Source organism: Waterburya agarophytonicola KI4 (genome assembly GCF_020640915.1).
In the GTDB taxonomy this organism is placed as follows: Bacteria; Cyanobacteriota; Cyanobacteriia; order Cyanobacteriales; family Xenococcaceae; genus Waterburya; species Waterburya agarophytonicola.
The window spans coordinates 17,384-38,343 of the sequence record NZ_JADWDC010000003.1 but is presented as its reverse complement, the minus strand read 5'-3'; the positions used below and the strand labels follow the sequence as shown (position 1 = coordinate 38,343).

13 protein-coding genes are annotated in these 20,960 nt (G+C 38.8%); 5 read left to right on the top strand and 8 right to left on the bottom strand.

Going from position 1 to position 20,960, the window contains the following annotated elements:
* The first annotated feature begins 70 nt into the window (after positions 1–70).
* The gene (locus I4641_RS01755; RefSeq protein ID WP_229638703.1) at positions 71–655 is read left to right on the top strand and encodes a DUF1997 domain-containing protein; all 585 of its coding nucleotides are present in this window, start codon (positions 71–73) and stop codon (positions 653–655) included.
* A 100-nt stretch (positions 656–755) separates the two neighbouring features.
* Here the strand turns inward: I4641_RS01755 and I4641_RS01750 are convergent, their stop codons facing one another.
* On the bottom strand, positions 756–1,331 hold the full coding sequence (locus tag I4641_RS01750; protein ID WP_229638702.1) for a fasciclin domain-containing protein: 576 nt from the start codon (positions 1,329–1,331) through the stop codon (positions 756–758).
* Between the two features lie 468 nt (positions 1,332–1,799).
* Between I4641_RS01750 and I4641_RS01745 the strand changes: the two genes are divergently transcribed.
* Positions 1,800–4,121, top strand: a complete 2,322-nt coding sequence (locus tag I4641_RS01745) for a tetratricopeptide repeat protein (protein ID WP_229638701.1) — start codon at positions 1,800–1,802, stop codon at positions 4,119–4,121.
* 257 nt (positions 4,122–4,378) lie between these two features.
* Here the strand turns inward: I4641_RS01745 and I4641_RS01740 are convergent, their stop codons facing one another.
* From I4641_RS01740 to sat, 7 genes are all read right to left on the bottom strand, one after another.
* On the bottom strand, positions 4,379–6,493 hold the full coding sequence (locus I4641_RS01740; protein ID WP_229638700.1) for an iron uptake porin: 2,115 nt from the start codon (positions 6,491–6,493) through the stop codon (positions 4,379–4,381).
* 420 nt (positions 6,494–6,913) lie between these two features.
* Entirely contained in the window at positions 6,914–8,161 is a 1,248-nt protein-coding gene (locus I4641_RS01735) for a S1 family peptidase (protein WP_229638699.1), read from the bottom strand.
* Positions 8,162–8,339: 178 nt separating this feature from the next.
* Entirely contained in the window at positions 8,340–9,002 is a 663-nt protein-coding gene (locus I4641_RS01730) for a ribonuclease HII (protein ID WP_229638698.1), read from the bottom strand.
* A 33-nt stretch (positions 9,003–9,035) separates the two neighbouring features.
* Positions 9,036–11,066, bottom strand: coding sequence for a ribonuclease E (rne, locus tag I4641_RS01725; RefSeq protein WP_229638697.1), 2,031 nt, complete (start codon positions 11,064–11,066; stop codon positions 9,036–9,038).
* Between the two features lie 802 nt (positions 11,067–11,868).
* Positions 11,869–13,110 (bottom strand): glycosyltransferase family protein, encoded by a 1,242-nt coding sequence (locus I4641_RS01720; RefSeq protein ID WP_229638696.1) that lies wholly within the window; start codon positions 13,108–13,110, stop codon positions 11,869–11,871.
* Positions 13,111–13,128: 18 nt separating this feature from the next.
* Positions 13,129–15,426 (bottom strand): caspase family protein, encoded by a 2,298-nt coding sequence (locus I4641_RS01715; RefSeq protein ID WP_229638695.1) that lies wholly within the window; start codon positions 15,424–15,426, stop codon positions 13,129–13,131.
* A 155-nt stretch (positions 15,427–15,581) separates the two neighbouring features.
* Positions 15,582–16,745: a sulfate adenylyltransferase gene (sat, locus tag I4641_RS01710; protein ID WP_229638694.1), complete on the bottom strand. Its 1,164-nt coding sequence runs from the start codon at positions 16,743–16,745 to the stop codon at positions 15,582–15,584.
* Between the two features lie 177 nt (positions 16,746–16,922).
* Here sat and I4641_RS01705 point away from each other — a divergent pair, with 177 nt between their 5' ends.
* From I4641_RS01705 to I4641_RS01695, 3 genes are all read left to right on the top strand, one after another.
* Positions 16,923–17,474 carry a peroxiredoxin gene (locus I4641_RS01705; protein ID WP_229638693.1) on the top strand — a complete coding sequence of 184 codons (552 nt, stop codon included), beginning with the start codon at positions 16,923–16,925 and terminating at the stop codon, positions 17,472–17,474.
* Positions 17,475–17,555: 81 nt separating this feature from the next.
* Complete coding sequence (locus I4641_RS01700; RefSeq protein ID WP_229638692.1) at positions 17,556–19,064, top strand: serine/threonine protein kinase; 1,509 nt, start codon at positions 17,556–17,558, stop codon at positions 19,062–19,064.
* Positions 19,065–19,198: 134 nt separating this feature from the next.
* Positions 19,199–20,785, top strand: coding sequence for a glucose-6-phosphate isomerase (locus I4641_RS01695; RefSeq protein ID WP_229638691.1), 1,587 nt, complete (start codon positions 19,199–19,201; stop codon positions 20,783–20,785).
* Positions 20,786–20,960 lie beyond the last annotated feature (175 nt).

Sequence of the window (20,960 nt, the reverse complement as noted above, 5' to 3'; positions counted from 1 at the left end):
ATAAGAGCAACTAGGTCACGAAATGTAACCTAAAATCAATAAATAACAAAAAACCTCAGTAGTTTTACTTATGTACGTTAGTTTCAACGCATCAGAATCAGTTCGGATATCCATAACCAATGAGGAAACGCCAATAAAACACTATTTGCGTCAACCTAAAAGATTAGTTAATGCGATCGCCGATCCACAACTAATGAAACAAGTATCTGACGATCTCTATGAGTTGAAGATGCGACCAATCAATTTCATGGAAATATATCATTTTCAGCCGATTGTCTTGCTCAAAGTTTGGTCTGGCTCTAACGGCAGTGTATATTTGCAGTCGGTTAGTTGTCAAATTGAAGGAATCAACTATATTAACAAACGTTTCTCACTCAAGCTCAAAGGGGTTCTCTATCCCCGCGAATCTAACGGAAAAACTACCTTAGAAGGTCAATCTGATTTGGAAGTAGGAGTGGAATTACCTGCTGCTTTGATGTTTACTCCCAAAATATTTTTAGAACGGGCTGGTAATAAGCTACTCAAAAGTGTTTTGAGTAGAATTAAAAATAAATTGACTACCCAACTAATTCAAGATTACCGCACCTGGGCATCTCAAGAAACTGAATTACAATCTTTATCTAGAGCTAATTTATCTCCAGATTTGAGATACTAAACTTTTGGGATACAACTCTACATAAAAAATATTTCCCAACTAAGGTAACAGTCAATTCATAATGCTTGTCGTACCTTAGTCGTTGCTTTGGCAAGAAAAATTATAAACTAGGTGGAATCAATACTTTATCAATAGGAATAACAACACCATTATCAGCTAATAGAGGATCACTGGCGGTAGCATCGTTAAGCTTGACGGTAATTTGATTATTATCTCCAGAAACACCGCCAATTTTGACTGAATTTTGTTCTAGCAAAGTCGCTACTTCACGACGCTTGATATCATTATCGCTAATAATGCCTTCGATCATATGATATCTCAAGACTCGATCGAGAATTTCTGGCTGAGATAGTTTTTCCTGGAGTTCGGGAGACAAAGCAGCAAAAGCCTCTTCGGTAGGGGCGAGAACTGTAAGCGTTTCTTTCTTACTCAGAATTTCTGACAGTTTGGCTGTTTGTAGGTTGGTGTTAAAAGTAGTAAATCTGCCGCTCTGGATTATTGTTGCCAAATCTCCAAGATCCTCTGATTGGTAATAGCTAGCAGTGGGGCTAAAGAAACTAGCAGAAGGATAGTAGAAAAAGGGAGATTGGGCAGATGCAATATTGCTTATGCCGTAGGTAGAAACCGTCGCAAATATTGTCAGAGTCAGTTTTTTTAGAAGTTGTCGGGATAACATAATGTTCAAGATAATAGTAAAGTTCCAATTGCAGTCATAATCAAAGAGTTTGAGGCTAATTGTATTTGGGGTTGGTAAAAATATTTAGTTTAGTTGGTTGTATTTAAACTGTAAAAGTATAAATTTACTTTAATAAACAAAGATAATTGCCACGCAAGTGCAAAGCTTAGTTTGTTTTCATTAAAACTTCAATTAATTAATTTTTTATTCGACTATAATTACATATTATGTTACGACTCGATGTATATATGCATTTAGATAACAAATTTTATAATTAGCCAAACTAGTAAAAATGTATTTTCACAAGGTGTAACTGAATTTAAGGATGTTTTGATTGATTTAGATTGCTAGATATATAAAACCTCGAAAAGAATTATAAGTCAATTGGCAAAATTATTGCCATAATTTATATCTTATTAATTCGAATATTGCCAGTGTTTTAGGCACATAAGTATTATTCCCCTTGCTATGAATCAAAATCTAATAGTTGGTAGAAGATATCAATTAATTAAAGAACTAGGTAAAAATGATTGGAATACTATCTACTTAGCTAAAGATGCAACAATGCCAGAGGATTTTCGCTGTATTGTAGAGCAATTTCGATTAGAGCCGAATCAGAACATATCGATACAAAATATTAAAACCCGTTATGGCAACGAGGTAAATCTTTGGCAACAGCTAGCAAATCTAAAGCAACTTCCGCCAATATTGGCTTGTTTTGAAGAGGGAGAGGCTCTTTATTTAGTTCGGGAGTTAATCAAAGGGCGAAATTTGATGCAGCGGCTAGAACAGTATGGAAAGTTGAGTCAGCTAGAATCGATCGCCTTGTTGAAAGACGTATTATCGAGTTTGATTCCTATTCATGAATCGGGTTTAGTGCATCAAAATATCAAACCTTCCAACATAATTATTTGCGATCGCAACGATAAATATTTCTTGATTGATTTTAGTTTAGTAGAACCTATTACTCAAGAATCTGCCCCAGAAGATAAAGCGACAGCTTTAATTTATAGCAGCAACGAATACTACCCTAATAAACAACCAGCAAATAAGATAACTTCCAGTAGAGATCTTTATGCACTGGGAGCGATTGCAATTGAAACTATTACTGGCAAAAAACCAAATTGTACACCAGTCCATTCCTCTCTAGGATCGTTTTTAGCTCAAGAATGCAGTCAAATAGATTCCCAACTGTTAAAAGTTATCGAACGCATGATGGACTTAGACTCCCCTAACAACTATGGTTCGGCACAGGAAGCGAGACAAGATTTAGAGCGCATTGAATCTAAATTTCAATCGAAACAAGAAATTGTAGATTTGCTCCTAGATGCAACGGCAACAAACTCTATTAACTCTTCAACCAGCAGTCAATCTCAGGAACTAGGTATACAGGATAAACTTCCTCTTCAGCGAAAATCTTTTTCACCATCAAATCTATGGAAAGTAATACTTGGTTTACTACTTTTAGTAGGAGTTGGTGAATTTTTCTATCCCATACTGCGTCCTCAGTACCATTGTCATCAAGGGAACAAAATTCTGTCTAATAATTCCAAGCAAGCCTTAAACAGATTTCAAAAAGCAATCAAACTAAATTCAAACTCGATCTGTGGTGGGCTAGGCACGGCTCAGGCTTTTTATGAACTAGAACGCTATCCAGCCGCTCTTGCTGCCTACGATCGTGTCGATAGTATTAAACCCGATTTAATTGCAACTTGGCAAGGAAGGGGAGAAGTATTGCACCGTCTAGAACGTTTTGAGGCAGCTACCACTGCCTACAACAAAACCTTGAAAATGGAGCCCAATAATTCTGCTATCTGGAATCGTAAGGGTAAAGCTCTGTATAAATTAGAATTATTTCAAGAAGCACTAGCTGCCCAAGATAAGGCACTCGCCCTGCAACCAGATAATGTTAATGCTTTAACAGATCGTGGTGTGGCTTTGATTGGCTTGGGTAAATATCAAGAAGCTTTAGATGTTTTTAATCAGGCTCAAGAAATAGATCCCTTAGATCCCCAACTGTGGCAAAATAAAGCTCTGGTTTTGCAGTATCTCAATCGTCCCCAAGAGTCTGTTCGTCTTTATCAAGAAGCATTGGAAGCTTACGAAAAAGTCATTGCCGAAAATCCCAAGAACATTACTGCTATATTAGATCGAGCCAACGTACTAAGTAAACTACAGCAACACGAAGAAGCCTTAGTCACTTACCAACAGGCAGTTGCTATTAATGAAAACTCTCATCTAACTTGGCTGGGGAAAGGTAATGCTTTATTTGCTTTACGTAGATACCCAGAAGCACTAGCAGCATTTGATCGAGCAGTTAAAGTACAGCCCAAATCCTATATTTCTTGGCATAATCGTGGTTCTTTGTTGCGAGATGGCTTAAGAGATTTACCCAAGGCGATCGCCTCCTATGATCGTGCTTTACAAGTTAATCCTAATTTCTATCATGCTTGGCGCGATCGAGGAATTGCTCTCAGCCAAAATCAACAACATACTGAAGCAATTGAGTCTTTTAAAAAAGCTTTGAACATCAAGCCCAACGATCATCAATCTTGGGTCGGTCGAGGAATTGCCCTATCGTCCTTGGGTAAAATAGACGAAGCAATATCTGTGATAGATCGCGCCATTGAAATACAGCCCCAAGATCCCTTTGTTTGGATGAACCGTGCTGTAATCTTGGAAACAGCAAAGAACTATCCTGAAGCCTGTAATTCATACCGTCAGGTTAAAAAGATTAGACCAGGGTTTTCCCCTGCAATTCAAAAACTAAAGCAGTTAGGTTGCAAGTAATGTTTCCGTTTCCGATTTTAACGCGAGTTCAAGATAAGCTGAAAGCCCTGTTACTTCGTTGTTAATTTAATGGTTTTTTATTTAACCACAGAGGATGCAGAGAATACAGAGCGGTTTAACTGTTTAGTTTTCTAGCTTTTTCCCTTAATAGAGGAACATAGTTAAATAGTTAGTTTTTCTCTTAACCCGAACTGACGCGATCTTAGGTTTACTTGGCATAGTCAAGTAGTTTTTCTTTAAAACACTCTAAATGCTCTTTAAAACCGCAAAGTAGTTCTGATAGTTCCTACATAAATAGTGTCGTTATCAGCAATATGTCCAGGGTTAGTAACAATAAATATACCTGGTGTTACAGAAACATTATCGTTGACCGTGAAGCGGTAAAACACTTCGTAATGTAAAGATGTCGCCTCATCTTCTCTCCCCAGCTGATCTATAGTACCTTCTTGAACCAAAAAATCATTATCGGCATCGCCAAAATCTTCATTCCTGGTTAAAAATTGTCTGGGATCGTTATCAGTAATTGCTACTGGGTCTTCATTATTGATTACCTGCTCGGAGAAAGGTACGGTTTGACCAGGAGTTACGGGTCCTGCATCAACTAATTTTGGTGGCATTCCAAAAACAAATCCTAATAAATCGCCTTCTCTTCCTAGAGGATCTCTAAGTCCAAGAGAGATTTGGTAGTTAAAAGTATTAGCAAAAGGTTCTTCTCCTGCAACTGAATTAGTACCAGGAATTTGCCCGTCTAAATTAAATTCAGGAATTTCATTTAAGTAGTTAGTAAATGTATAAGCCGCAGAAGCACCAAAATTAAATTGTGAAGTTAAATTCCATTGGAAAGTTCCGCCCACAGCGTTTATCTGAGCTGGGAAATCTCCTAATTCTAGACCTATGCCTGGAAAAGCTCCCCCTAGGTCTCCTTGTACTTCTGGCAATCTGCTACCAGACCATAAACCATTGGTTTCGGCATTGACAGAACCTGTATATGTTCCCAAGCTACCATCGCTAGAATAAGCATTGACATAAGTTAATCCAGCAACAATATCATCTGTAGGCTGGAGTAATAGTTGCGCTCCCAAGGCACTATAATCTGCGCCCAAAAAACCACCGTCAGGTTCACCACTATTTCTAGTACCATAAGCTGCTTGAAAACGAATCTTATCACTAATCAACCAGTCAAGTCCTGTTCCTGCATCCATGGCTCCACCAATCCTAAATATAGGATTGAGTTGAGCAAAACGAGAAACCGAACCCCGTCCAATATCGAAAAAGGGAGAATTGGCAGTTAGAACATTGCTTAAAGCAAAACCAAATCCAGAAGCATAAAAAACTACACGGTCGTTGAACGCAGGAAGACGATATTCTAGAATATCCAAAACAACTTGATTTTCTAATCCAGCTTGATAACTAAAGCGAGGACTATAGGTATTAAAAGCTTCGGGACTGGTAAATCCCCCATTATCAAAATTACCAGTAGTTAGATACATACGCAGCCGATCTTGTCCTGTAAAGGATGTTTGTAATCCCAAACGTGCAAAGTAGGCAAAGATCGTTTCGCTATCTGGTTCATCAGCAGTAGAAATTGGCTCATTATTTTCGCGTAAACCGCAATTTACTGCATTAGCAGTGTCACCATTTTGCAGATTAAGGCTTATGTTTTCGCATCCCCCAGGAGGGTTTCCTCCCCAAACATCAGAGATCGCCAAGATAACCTCACCATTAAATTTTGTCGTAGTGGAAAATTGATTGTCTTCTAAAACTTCCAAACGAGTTTCTAAACTATCGACTCTGCCTTTGATACTGGCTAATTCTGCCTCAAATTCTTGACTTAATCTGTTAGCTGTTTGTAAGTCTTCTGGGGCAATGGTTTCTTGGGAGGTCACTAAGCTTTCAATTTGCTGCAAACAAGAATTTAGTCCCGCAGCAAATTCGTAACGAGTTAGGGTTTGTTGACCGCCAAAAGTTCCGTCAGCAAAACCACTAATGCAGTTATAACGCTCTGCAAGCGATCGCAACGCCTCATAAGCCCAGTCATTAGGATTAACATCTTTGAGTTGAGAAACCCTGTTTACTTGAGTTACTGAATCATTCCGATCAAAACTTTGACTAACTAAGTTTTTATTAGCACTAATTGTTCGATTGATTAAAGAAGTTGTTGGAGATAGTTTGGTTTTAGTACTATTTTCTAAAATCGCCAATTTTTCTTGTATGCGATCTCCGTTTTGAACGAATAAATTAGTTTTGTGGGATTTAGCTTCGGTGTCAACAAAATCCAATTTTTGAGTATTAGAATCGGCTTTAGCTGCTGTTGCTAAAAATAAACATAAAAATGCCGATAATATATATTTATTATTTAAGTTTTTAATCATTTTTTTTAAACTAAAATCATAAAACTAAACTTAAATATAGTTAAAATAGGTATGCTAAGTTAATAGACTTAAATATAATTAACATTTAATTTTGGCAGTGTTAAACGCATAAATTTCAACATATTTGATCGCCACAAGAGGTGCAAAATTATACATTATCGTTGTATTTTTTATGGCTTTTGATCTTAATGTGAATTCAAGTTAAGCTAAAACTATGTATATTAAGACTTTAAAATTGCTTTTTTTATTTAATACTTCTTGATTATCTTTAATAAAAAAACAGAAAAACTTAGAGGTGCAAATGTATTCACGTTCAAGCGCGCAAGCGCGACTTCAGCGTAGCCGTGCGCTTAAAGCTGATAGCTACCCAAGCAGATTAATCTCATTAAACCGAACTGACATTATCTTAATTTAATAAAATTATTCGCAAGCTTCTCCTAACAATAGAAAATGGCATCCTGGAGATGGCTCATCTCGAATCATGCTTTTTAAAGAAAAACTTTTATAAACATCATCTACCACGTCTTCTTTACCACTTAAATCCAACGCACCAACCAAATCATTTTCTAAAGACACATCGACAATACCACTACCAGAATTAGTCTCAAATAGAGGAGTTTTTGCCGCTTCAATAAAACTTTTTCCTGGTGGTTGTAAATTAAACAAGACTTTAATACCAAGTTCATCCCACAAGGATTTGAAATTATTAGCATTTTGACCGCTGCTAAACTGACGATATAGGATTGGTGGTTCGTAGCTGACTGCTTCGGAAACTACTTTCTCAATATCTTCTGACTCAAACTGACGGGATTTTTCTTCTTTTACAGAACAATACTGTCTGGCTAATTCTCCTTTATCCGCCGAACCACGACCATGAACTCCAATAACAAATCCGTTGTGGTCAAATACAGGACCTCCACTCATCCCTGGACGGGTCGAATCTATATAAAAAATACTATAGCCATTCTCACCTTCTTGAGGTTGGATAGTTCGAGTTACTGGACTCCAAGCCAAACGACGCAAGCGTCGAGCAACTTTTCCTCGACATTCACCAGTGATAGCATCTTTTTCTTTTTCGGGGTCTGGCCATCCAGAAACGTAGATTGTGTCCCCTAAATTAAGCTGGCTCACATCTCCCAATGAAGCAATAGGATATTCTACATCGCTTTGAAAACTTACCACTGCTAAATCCGTACCTGCTACTCTTCCTGGAACTGCGATCGAATAGCAGCCAAATCGAACTAGTTTATCGCTATCAATTTTTTCTTCTAAAGGACAATTTCTACCATCATCTACTTCAGAAATAGGATGAACTTTCCCATCGCTGGTACGAATACCATAAGGAATATTGAGTTTTAAATGCCTTTGTTTAAAATTGTGGGTAACAGTAAGAACAAAATAATTATTTTGTTTTTTACCAACAATTACCCCCGAACCAGGATTCCAAACACCATCGGCATCGCTATCTGTTGCCAAAGGATTATTGCGGTTTTCTTCCAATTCTTCGATCAGATCTGGTGTTAATCCTGGAGCAACTAAAACTGTGGTTTGTCTGGCGATGGAGTTTATTTCTTCGGTAGATAGTTCTGCTAATGCCGAAGATGTACCAACAAAAAGCATTCCCAAAATGCTCAAAGATTGGCATAAAATTTTATCGATCGAAAGCATTATTAATACAACAAATATTATTGCAGTATTATACTTTTATAAAATACTAGTCAATCGATAACTTAATCTTAATTAAGATTTCTGACAATATTATTAACTGATGTTACGCACTCTATTAATTTTTCGTGATTTTGCGTAATGTCAGTTATTAAAACCGAAAAAAGGTGATTTCACTGCTTTAGCTCAAATCTGGTAAGTGTTGACAGCTTTTAAAAGAACGACGGTGTTCGGGAGAAATACCGTGTCTTTGAATTGCCAAACGGTGCGCAGCGGTAGGATAACCTTTATTTTTTCCTAGCTCGTATTCGGGATATTTTTCAGCCAAATTAATCATTAATTCATCTCGCCATACCTTGGCTAAAATACTAGCAGCAGCAATTACAGGCGATCGCAAGTCGCCCTTAATAACCGTTTTTTGCGCTAGAGACAAATGGGGAATGGGAAATTTACCGTCAATCAAACAAATATCTGGAGTTACTTTTAGTTCTACTACGCTTCGTTTCATGGCTAATAAAGAAGCCTGTAGAATATTAAGGCTATCTATTTCAGCTACAGTAGCAAAACTGATGCGATAATCTGTTATTACTTGTTTAATTAACGAGACGAGTTCTTGACGTTTATTGGCAGAAAGCTTTTTACTATCCTTAACCCCGATCGCAATTAATCGGGGAATGTCAGATAGGGGTAAAACTACTGTTGCTGCCACTACAGAACCAAATAAAGCTCCTCTACCAACTTCATCAACCCCTGCAATCAAAGTATTGAGAGAGGTAAATTCTGCTAACAGAGAATCATCAAAAACAAAATTTTTGCTAGCTTTAGCAGTTGGCTCAATGGACATTAGAAATGTGCTTTAGAAACTATTAAACATTAATCAAACTTCTACTTCTTGAGGAGCAGAAGAACGACGGCGACGGCGACGACGAACTTTGGTAGTTGTTTCTTCTGCTATCACTTCTGGTTCTGCTAATTCTAGTTGTTCTGCAAAAATTTCTTCTCCAACTTCTGGGGTTGTTTCTATAACTGGTTCAACCTGAGTTTTAGTTTTGATTTTTCTAGTTCTGGTTTTGGGTTTAGCATCTTCTACTTCTGGAGGGGCTTCCAACACCTCTTCTGAGGCTTTTGTGGTTTCTAGTTCGGATAACTCTTCTCCAGGCTTTTTAACATATACCAATACCGATTTAGGATCTGAGGATTCTCGATCGGCATAAACCAAAGGAGAGACTCCCATCAAAGCATAAATTTCTTGTTCGAGTTCGCCCATTTCTACGGTAACTTTTTCCAAGCTGGCTTCGTCGCGACGAGCAGATCTTCCCGAACCACGAGATTTCCGTTCTTCATTGCTTCCATTATTATCACGATCTAGATTTTCGTTATTTTCCGCTTCAATTAATTCATCTTTAATCAGCAAATCATTACGACGACTGCGACGGCGACGGCGATTACCATTGTTGCCATTTTCCCGATCTTGATAATTGGGGCGATCAATCGAATCTAGGGAGCTATTTTCACCATCATAGACTGGTTCGGAAGTAGAATTATTGGCTAACTCAATGCGTTCGGATTTAGCCGTTGGTGGAGGAATTACCATCGGACGAATGCTATTGACGGGTTCGCGAATTGCAGCAGGAGGAACTACCGCAACTGTCTCTAACGCCTCTGCTTCTTGTTTGCCAGGAAGATGAGCAATTTGCCCCAAACCACCACAGGTATGACAGATCTGACCGAATAGTTCGTAGATATTTTTTCCCTGACGTTTGCGAGTGAGTTCTACTAAACCTAGTTCGGATAACTGAGCGATTTGAGGGCGGGCTTTATCTCCCTTAAGACTCTTATTAAAGTGTTCTAAAAGCTTAATTTTGTCTCGATGAGAATCCATATCGATGAAGTCGACCACAATTACTCCCCCAATGTTGCGCAACCGTAACTGACGAGCAATTTCGGTAGCAGCTTCTGTATTTGTCCACAACACAGTTTCTCTAGCAGTTGCCGAGCGAGTGAAAGAACCAGAGTTCACATCAATTACCGTAAGTGCCTCTGTAGGTTCGATAATAATATATCCCCCAGAAGGCAATTCTACTCTTGGTTTTAAGGCTTCTCGTATTGCAGCATTGACGCGATAGTAATCTAATATGGGTTGTTGTTCTCGATGAGAATCAATAAAGACTCCTTGGGGAGAACGACCACCACTCCAGTTGGCTAACTGTTGCTTGATTCTTTTAACTCCTGCTCCCGAATCTACCACAATGGTATTAACTTCAGCAGAGAAAGTATCTCTGAGGACGCGCTGGATAAAATCATCATCACGATTGAGTAAAGCGGGAGGTTTGGCATAATTTGCCTGATATTGAATCGATTCCCATTGCTTTTGCAGAAATTCCAAATCTTCCATGATGGCTTCTTCTGCTTTGCCATCTGCTTCTGTTCTGATGAGCAAACCCATTCCTGGTGGCTTGATCAAGATTGCTAAGGCTCGCAGACGACTGCGCTCGTTTTCATCTTTGATGCGACGAGATAGCTTAACTCCTTTACCGTAGGGCATCAAAACCAAATAGCGTCCTGGCAGAGTAATGTTACCTGTTAATCTTGGTCCTTTATTACCTGTAGGTTCTTTCATAACCTGAACCAAGGCTTTTTGTTGGGGGACTAAAAGTTCGGTAATTGCGGCTGCGGATTTTTTAAGACGTAAGGGGCCTAAATCTGTAACGTGGATAAACCCATTGCGCTCGCTATCTCCAATATTCACAAAGGCTGCATCAATACCAGGGATAATGTTTTCGACTGTCCCTAGATAAATATCGCTGACCTGTTGATGACCCGTAGCAACAATCAATTCTTGAATTTGTTCTTCCCAGAAAACAGCAGCTATGTGATGTTGTTCTGCGATAATAATCTGTTTTGGCATTAATTTTCCTCAAAATTCTGACGATCGATCGCCAATTACCCTGTCGTCAAACGATACAAACCATTGATTGAGAGACGATCGATCTTGATGTTTTTCAGTGTTTCTCAAATCAAAACAATCACGAAATAGAAATAAAGCAGTAAATTTCACATATTTATAGCGTTTAGATATTAGCAAATAACATCTATTTGAGTATTCTTCTGTTATTTGAATGATTTCCCCTGTCAGAAGTTGCTTTCTATCGGAGCGCTTTCTCGCCCTCTTGGAGAACCCAAAGAGAACTGTCTTGCCAGTGGCTTGCAAAACCCTTGGGTTGCTCTTTTTTTTAATCACTGAGTCTGTTATTTCTACAAAGGCTGATGAGCGAGTATAGTACTAGTTTCTTGTACGATCTGATTGCTGCTTGTGTTTCTAAAACCAAGAGACAGTTAACAAGAATATCTAATAGTCGAAAGAATAAATAGCTGATGCTAGAATTCTGTTAAAGTTTTTTGAAACTTAACGGACTAAAACAATATTTAGCCTACTCAAGAAATTCTATCTGCCTTAAACAGCAATTTGTTTTATTATCGCCAGTTGAATTCAAATTCTTCTGAAGATAATAAGCGATCGCGAAGTTGCTGAGACGTTACTCTATCAAAATTTTAACCGTGGAAGTCGCTCGCTCGCAAGCCTCGTTTTAAAAAAGCGGGGAACAAGCGACCCGAATATACCTCGAAGTTCTGTTTTTGACCAGGAAATTAGGAAGACTATTTGCTAAGATAGCTGAAAATAGATAATCTTGGTACTGTTTTATTAAGTTTTAAGTTACTTCTTGCTCTATTATATCTGCGATCTGTTTTGCTGCACCAGTTTCACCTCGAACTGCGATTAAGCTATTTTGCATTGATTGAAGTTTGTTGGGGTGAGTAAGATAATCCACAGCTAACTGGGCAACATTTCCAGGTTGTAATTTGCCTACTAGTTCGGGGACAATTTCTGAATTTGCCCAGATATTTGGCCAAGCGAATAAACGTCCTTGTTTTAAGACGAGGTAATTAATTAATTTAGCTAGAATAGTTCCCACTCCTGGTAAATTAGCAAAAATTCCTGGTAGTCCATCCCAAGATCGCATGGCATCTAGTTGTTGAGTGGGCAGTAAGACGATCATGGGTATCCCTAAAGATGTCAATTCGGCAGTGTTTGCCCCCACAGTTGTCAGACATAGCTGACAATCTACAAGATCTTCATAAGCAGGAAACTGAGTAACGAGCTTAATTTTTGTTCCCCCAGAAGTAACTATATAAGTCATGTCTTCTGAAGTGATTAATTTACCTTCTACGTTGCCAAAAACTGAAACAAAAGGGTTATCTTGGCTGTTTGCATATTTGCTTAGAGTACTTAAATTTAAAGTGGGTGCGACGGGAATAATAAATGCAACTTTGGGTAGCTGTTCGTGAATTTTCTCGGCGATCGCTAAACATAAAGGCACTCCTTGAGATAGCTTGGCAGGTTTTGAGCCAACCAATAAACCAATAACTGGAATATCTAATCTTGGTGTTGCAGGTCGATCTCGAATTTCTAATGCTACATCTGCCATTAAATCTCCCACGACGGAAAACTTATGATGATATGACTTGGGGACTCGATCTACCACTCGTCGATCGCTCACAGCAAAGCGATCGACAAAACGATACCAACGAGCATCCCATTCAGCATAAATTAGGCTAGAGTACCCTAATCTTTGGGCGATCGCCACAGTATAAAACTGATCTCCTCCCAAAAAAACGACGATGCCTTGATCGCGCCATTGCCAATTGTCTTTAGTTTTGCCCCAAAGCAAGAAATTAAAAAAATCCCCTGGAGATAATACTCGATCTACTTCTGGATAACTAAGGGCGATTGCTGCTTCTTTTCCCGTACTATGGGGACAGGGAGAAAGCAAGACCGAAATTCGTATTTCACTGTCCTTAGTCCCCAACTGTTGGCGCAGACATTTGACCACAGGACGGACCCAAGTAGCTACCTCCCCAGGGCCATTGGATAATATAACAAGATCATTCATGATTCGTCATTTGGCATTTTAGGCATTGCTTACTTCATAGACAAAATCAAGAGTTGCCCAGCTATTGACATCTAAAGCATAAACATCATTATTATTGGCAATTAAATCGTTAGATACCGAACTGGCAGTATGGAGATCTTCCATGAGAGATTTAATTACGGCGATAGGATTGGTAACGTTTAATAGTTGTTGTTGGTCTAGTTTGAAGTTTTGTTGTGCTGCCAAGGCTTTTAAAGTTTGTGCAAAAGGTCTAACGGAGAAGACAGCATATAGAGTATTGATACCAATAGAATCAGAAACTTTCCATTTCCAAGAACTTTCTGCTTGAGGAATGGCTAATTGACTGCCAGTTGCGATCGCAATATCTTCCAATTGGGTTTCTACTTCTGTTGGTTGAGATTTAGCAGGAGTATAAAGAGCAAAAATATTACTATCAACGTCAATCTTCAATAAAAGCACGTACAATTGGCGATCGCTTATATTATTTAAAGACAGTTGCAAATCCGAGCCTTTAACCAGAATTGGCACGTTATTTACCACACTGGAAAGAGAATTTTTGCTAGGGAAAGCAATTTTTTTTCCTGGAGATTGTTTATCGTCAGATAAATATGTTGCTTTACTCAAGACAGAAGCAGGATTTTCTCCTCCTGAAGCCAAAGATACATCTACCTTCAACTTGGAAGAAAATTCGTTGTTTGTTAATTTCAACCACTTGGCAGCTAACAGATTATTAAAATGAGGTTTCAGGCGATCGATCGCAATTTTGACTGCTTCATCATCTCCACCAGATGTTTTGCCAATTAATATGCCTCCTGCGGTATACAAACCATAGCTAAAAGTACTATTTTCCTTATTTGCGGTTTCCAAATTGCCATGATTGACTTTGCCCAAAAGACAATCAGCATTTTCTTCTTTTAGCACTACAGCAGAATCTACCGCACTAATATTAGCTAAAGCACTAGTGGCATCGACTCGTTCGATTCTTTGTAAGTCCGCATCCAATCCTAAAGTCAAACCAAGATTACGCTCTAAGATACGTAGAGATTCTTGTAAAAAATCACCTTCTTCGATGGTATGAGTCGTCGTAGTTGACAGCAGTTGGGCTTTTGCTAGCAAACCATCTCTAGATTTTATCTGTAGCAGGGAAGTTTGATTGCCATCAACCGATCCTGAAGATACCAAACTCAAACAAGAATTAACACCATAGGAATCGAGAATATTGGCAGGTAAACCCAATAATTTAACTTCAAAGTTATTTTTATTCGCTTTACTAATTATTCCCGCAGCATTGGGAATATCACTAGTAGCAAGATAATAGGCGATCGCCGATTTATCAGGACTATTGAGACTAGGCTGTTGTTGTCGCCCCATTACCTGTTCTACAGTGGCAGCAGCCCCCGCTAGAGCAACTTGAACTTTGTTGCTGGGGGTAATTTGCCAAAGATGCTGGGTCAGAGCTTGGGTAAATAATCCCGCACTAAAGTTGTCCCATTGTCTTTCTACCGCTATTTGATTTTTACCCGATGCAGAGAAAACTACCCCTGGCAACGATAGTAGTCTTTTACTGGGCTTAAGTCCCTTGCTAGCCAAATTTTCCCGCAGTTGGTTTAGAAAAATCAGCTCTCCCGAGCTAGGAACTTCGGCTACTTCGGCCGCCGAACGAATTTTGAAATTGCTATGTTTAGCACGAGGGCTAAGATTGAAACTCGTATCCAGAACAAAAGTACACTTGGTAGTAGACAAAGATTGTGCTAAAAGCAACAGTGTATCTTGCAAGATACTGTTAGAAATCGAAGTCTTTTTCGATGGCAGCATTCCATCTACAGGCACTAAACTATTAACCAGTTTGTATTCAACCGAATTAAGGTCTTCAGCAATAGCTATCTCTGAAGACAAAGGCATTTTAATTTGACCGCCATAACCACTAAAATGAAATACCACTACATCATCAGTTTCAGCCTGTTGGCTTAAATGCTCGACAAAAGCAGTTTCAATGTTCTCTCTAGTGGCTTGGCGATCGCTTAAAGTTATAATATCCTGTGGATTAAAACCGAAACGGTGAATTAGCAATTCCCGTTGTAATTCAACATCCGTCAGACAACCATCAAGATTTTCCTGATGGGGGTAGCGGTTGACCCCCACCAATAACGCCAGCTTACGATTAGTAGACTGAGCTAAAGTTTGTTGATAATTTTTAATCGAGGTAGCTAGTCGGTTATTGCTTTTGCCCAGAGAATCCAATCCAATTTCGGTTGCTCCCCAAGTAAACAAAGCCAATCCAGCTTGCTGTAGAAAAGTTCGGCGGTCAAGTCCCATATCAGCTACTAGCAATTAGATCTCATCAGCTATCAGCCTATCAGTAATAGCTGTTAAATGTCGCTTAAAATCAAAAAGGTTACAGAGACAAGGCTATTAGATTAACCTCAAATCTGTAACCAATTATAGTGTTTTCCCCTAGTAATTGAGATCTACTAGACAGCTTTCATTGCTCTGGCTAATTCTTCTGCAACTTTAGGACGAGAGAATTGTGGAGGAGGGGTTTTTCCTTCTCTGAGCATTGCTCTTACTTTTGTTCCTGATAGGTGAATACGTTCGTCTTTATCAGCGGGACTAGTTTTAGCCGTAGCCATTTGCTCCGTGCGAGTACAGTAGAAAGCATGTTCAAACTTGAGAGGAGTAATACCCATTTCTTCGGCGGTAAATTCACCAAAGATTTCTTGAGCATCATAAGTACCGTAGTAGTCTCCTACTCCAGCGTGGTCGCGACCGACGATAAAGTGGGTACAACCATAGTTCTTGCGAATCAAGGCGTGGAAAATGGCTTCTCTGGGCCCTGCATAGCGCATAGCAGAAGGATTGATCGCTAGAATTACACGATCTTGAGGAAAATAGTTTTCCATCATGATTTCGTAACAACGCATCCGCACGTCTGCGGGAATATCATCGCTTTTAGTCGCACCCACCAAAGGATGAAGGAATAGACCATCAACGATTTCTAAAGCACATTTAATGATGTACTCATGAGCGCGGTGAATGGGATTACGAGTTTGGAAACCTACCACAGTTTTCCAGCCTCTTTCTTGGAATAATGCTCTAGATGCTGCGGGATCGATTTGATATTTGGGGAATTGAGGGTGGTCTTCTCTGTCTAATAACCATACTGGGCCAGCTAGATTGACTGCACCTTGTTCGTAAACTACTTTTACTCCAGGGTGGGCATCTTCTTCTGTACGATAAACATTAATGGCTTCGTGCTTTTTATCGTAGGTATATTTTTCAGTTAGCTCTAATACTCCAATGAATTTACCATCGGGATTGTCTAAACGAACTAGACTACCTACTGTCAAAGGCTCTGCTTCTTCTTCTGTTACGGAAAGAGTTACAGGTACAGACCAGGGTAAACCATTTGCTAGGCGCATTTTTTCGACGACTCCAATATAGTCATCTTTGCCCATAAATCCTCTGATGGGGCTAAAACCGCCGATCGCAATCATAACCAAGTCGGAAGTTGCTCTTTTGTCTAATTTAACTTTAGGTAAAGAATCAGCTTTGGCTAAAAAATCTTTTTTTTCTTCAGCAGTTGCCAAGCGGTTAATTAATTCGCCACCATGAGGTGGAATCAAATCTGTACTCATAACTTATTCTCTTTAAAACTAGTTTTTGCGCTTCCTTTCAGGCAATAATGTTAACAAATAGTTAACAGGATTGACTCATCAAACACCATTAAAAATCAACTTTTGCTAATTAATTTTTGTTATGGTTTTAACATTACTTATTATTCTCATGTTAAGTAAATCATATTTTTGTACATTATGAAACGTTTGATTTCGATTCGATTTTGGTTGGCTATTGTCTTGTGTTTAACACTTTTTTGGGGATTAGGATCTAATGCTTGGGCGATGGGAGGAAAGCAACCCCTCATCAATGAACCCGCTCCCGAATTCGCACTTCCTACCAATACTGGGTCGGGAGAAATATCTCTCCAAGATTATCTCGGTCAATGGGTTGTCTTATATTTTTATCCGAAAGATTTTACTTCTGGCTGTACTATTGAAGCTCGACGTTTTCAACAAGATATTGCAGAATATGAGGCAAGAAACGCACAGATTTTGGGAGTTAGTGTTGATGATGTAGATTCTCATCAGGAATTTTGTGATTCGGAAGGGCTGAAGTTTCCTTTATTAGCAGATACAAATGGTAGTGTTAGTAAAGCTTATGGCTCTTGGTTGGGAGCAATGTCTTTGAGACATACATATTTAATCGATCCCCAAGGAATTTTGCGTGAGACTTTTTTGGGTGTCAGACCGAGCATTCACTCTCAAGAGGTGTTAGCCCGTTTGGATCAATTGAAGGGAACAATCTAGTAGAATAAAACGTCTAGGTTGATTGGGATTGGTATATGTCGTACTTTATTTGTTTGCAATTGTAAAGGTAACTGGACTTGCATGGAGTCAATAGTTGGTAAAATACTGTGCGATCGCTATCGTGTTATTCGGCAGTTGAGCGGAGATGATTTTAGCAGCGTTTTAATTGCTGAAGATCTCGATCGCCCTGACAAACTGCAATGTCAAATTGAAAGACTACAGCCTCATTACGAGCATGAGGTATTAGGGGCTCAGTCTTGGCAAAGGGTTCTCAAAGGGTTTGTTGCTCAAGGAAACATCCTGAAAAATATTTCTCAGCATCCACAAATTCCCCAACTATTAGCTTTTTTTGAATGCGATCGCGAATTTTATTTAGTTCGAGAATTTATTGACGGTGAAAGTTTAGAACAAAAGCTAATCAAGTCATCAATTGATGAAACTGAAGCAATAAATTGGTTACAAGAGATTTTAGGGATCTTGGATTTTGTTCACCAGGCAGATATTATTCATCTTAATATTCAGCCTTCTAGTTTGATTCAGCATCAAAACGGACAAAAGTTTTTGAGCAATTTTGGCAATATAAAAAATACGGTTCTGTTTAATAAAAAGCTATTTGAAACTATAGCTAATGATGATTTTTCTGCTTTAGAGTTAAAAGAAGGAAAACCAGATCCAACGACAGATATTTATGCTTTGGGCAAAACTATTATTTATGCTTTGACTGGTAAAGTAGCCGAAAAGATCGCAGCTAAATCTCTATATTTGATTCCAGAAGAAAATCCATCTTATGGAAATGATATACCCATAGCTGACATACGACCAGAATTAGCTGATATACTCAATAAAATGGTAGGAAAACGTTCGGAAATACGCTATCAGTCAGCAGCCGAAGTGTTAGAGGAATTAGATTTTAGTCAAAAAAGCGTGACCCTTCCTCCTCCCATGTTCAATAATTTCAATCCTCCTCGGGATGTTGCTGGTTATACTAGTAAGTCTCCTAGAAGTGGAGAGAAAAACCGTATTTCAAAATTCAAGCAAAAAATTATTTGGTTATTCTTAACATTGCCTTTTATTCTAGCTTTAGGAATTATTTTTGTCGGTGTAAATCGCAATGTCTATAAAGATTTTAGAACTTATATTAATGACAATTATCAATTTGAAATTAAATATCCTCAAGCTTGGTCATATCGAGAACTAGACGATCCTATTACTGGAGAAGTAGTAGTCTTTTCGTCTCCTTTGGAAACTGATTCAGATTTATTTCTAGAACGAGTAAATATTACTGTTGAATATTTATCTTCTGAGCCTATTACTTTAGAGCAATACACTCAAACAGTATTTGAACGTATTAGACAAGCCAAAGGTAGTGAAATTCAAATCCACCAGGATAGTAAAGCCAGAATGGCTGAGTCTCCCGCACGGAGGGTAGTTTATTCTCGCGAAGAAAATGGCTTGCAATTAAGGCAAATGGAAACTTTTATGTTTAAAAATAATCAAGTTTATATTGCTATATACACTGCGGAAAGATCCAAGTTTTCTAAATTTTTGGATAGTGCGGAAAAAATAATTGATTCTTGGAAAATACAATAATGTTACGGCTCGAAGATCGAAAGTAAAAAAGCGATCGCTTTAGCCCTCTGATGGGAAGAAATTGTAAAACAAGGTATAAAGCAGTAATGCTTCCACTAAACTTACAGTTAGAATTCGCGCTGACATAAAAACTTATGGACAACCTCAAACTTTGGCAACGCTACCAAGATTGGCTATATTACAACGAAGATTTAGGATTTTACTTAGATATAAGCCGAATTACTTTTGATGATGCTTTGATTGCAGAATTAAAACCTAAATTTGATAAGGCATTCAAAGATATCGAAGCTTTGGAAGGGGGTGCGATCGCCAACCCAGATGAAAACCGCATGGTCGGTCATTACTGGTTGCGCGACCCCGATCTCGCTCCTACAGATGAATTAAAACAGGATATTATCGATACCAACAATAGCGTACTGGACTTTACCCAGAAGGTACACAGTGGAGCAGTCAAGCCTCCTAGCGGTGGTAAATTCACCGATATTCTTTCAATTGGTATTGGCGGATCGGCTTTAGGACCCCAGTTTGTCGCCCAAGCTTTAGCCCCCAACGAACCACCTTTAAGAATTCATTTTATTGATAATACCGATCCTGCGGGTATTGATAAAGTTATAGCTGGTATTGACGACCTCAGTACTACTTTAGTATCGGTAATTTCTAAATCTGGCGGTACCCCCGAAACTCGTAACGGGATGCTTGAAGTTAAGAAAGTATACACCGATCGCAATTTGGATTTTGCTGCTCACGCCTTTGCGATTACAGGAAAAAGCAGTAAACTAGAAGCGATCGCTGAACGAGAAGGTTGGTTGGCTATTTTCCCCATGCGCGACTGGGTAGGGGGAAGAACTTCGGAATTGTCTCCTGTGGGCTTAGTGGCTGCTGCTTTGCAAGGAATTGATATTAGAGCCATGCTAGAAGGGGCAAAAACGATGGATGCCCTAACTCGCAAACACAGTCTTCAAGATAATCCTGCTGCATTACTGGCAATGGCTTGGTATGCTGCGGGACACGGTAGGGGAGAAAAGGATATGGTGATTTTGCCCTACAAAGATAGTTTGTTGCTCTTTAGTCGCTATCTCCAGCAGCTAATTATGGAGTCTTTGGGTAAAGAAAAAGACCTCGATGGTAATGTGGTTAGTCAAGGTATTGCGGTATACGGGAATAAAGGATCGACAGATCAACACGCCTACGTACAACAACTGAGAGAAGGGGTAAATAATTTCTTCCTAACCTTTATTGAAGTGCTAGAAGATCGCACGGCAGATTTTGTGGAAATCGAACCAGGAATTACTTCTGGGGACTATCTCAAAGGATTTCTCTTGGGGACTCGTACTGCTTTAAACGATAAGCAAAGAGACTCTATTACCATTACCATCCCCAAAGTTAACGAGCGCGTTGTCGGTGCGCTAATTGCTCTTTATGAAAGGACGGTTAGTATCTATGCTTCTTTGGTTAATATTAATGCCTACCACCAACCAGGGGTAGAAGCGGGTAAAAAAGCTGCTGCATCGGTTTTAGACATTCAAAAACAGGTTGTAGCAACTCTCAAAGAAACTTCTTCGCCTCTCTCTCTAGAGGAATTAGCTAATAAAGCTGGTATCGGCGATGAGATCGAGACAGTTTACAAAATAGTGCGTCATCTTGATGCCAATAAGCGAGGTATAGCAGTCCAAGGTCATATAGGCGAGCCTAGTACAATTAAAGCTTCTTGGAAAAGTTAATTAAGCAAAATTAAACAATAAACTGAAGTAATAATTTTTTTTAGTTGGGTTGCGATCGCGTTAACCCAACTCGTTTTTCATGGATATAACTAATAACTATTCATTTTAAATATTCAAAATATTCAAACCAAATCAAGACTATTTTGATTGCATTGCTTTAGAGGGATAAAACATT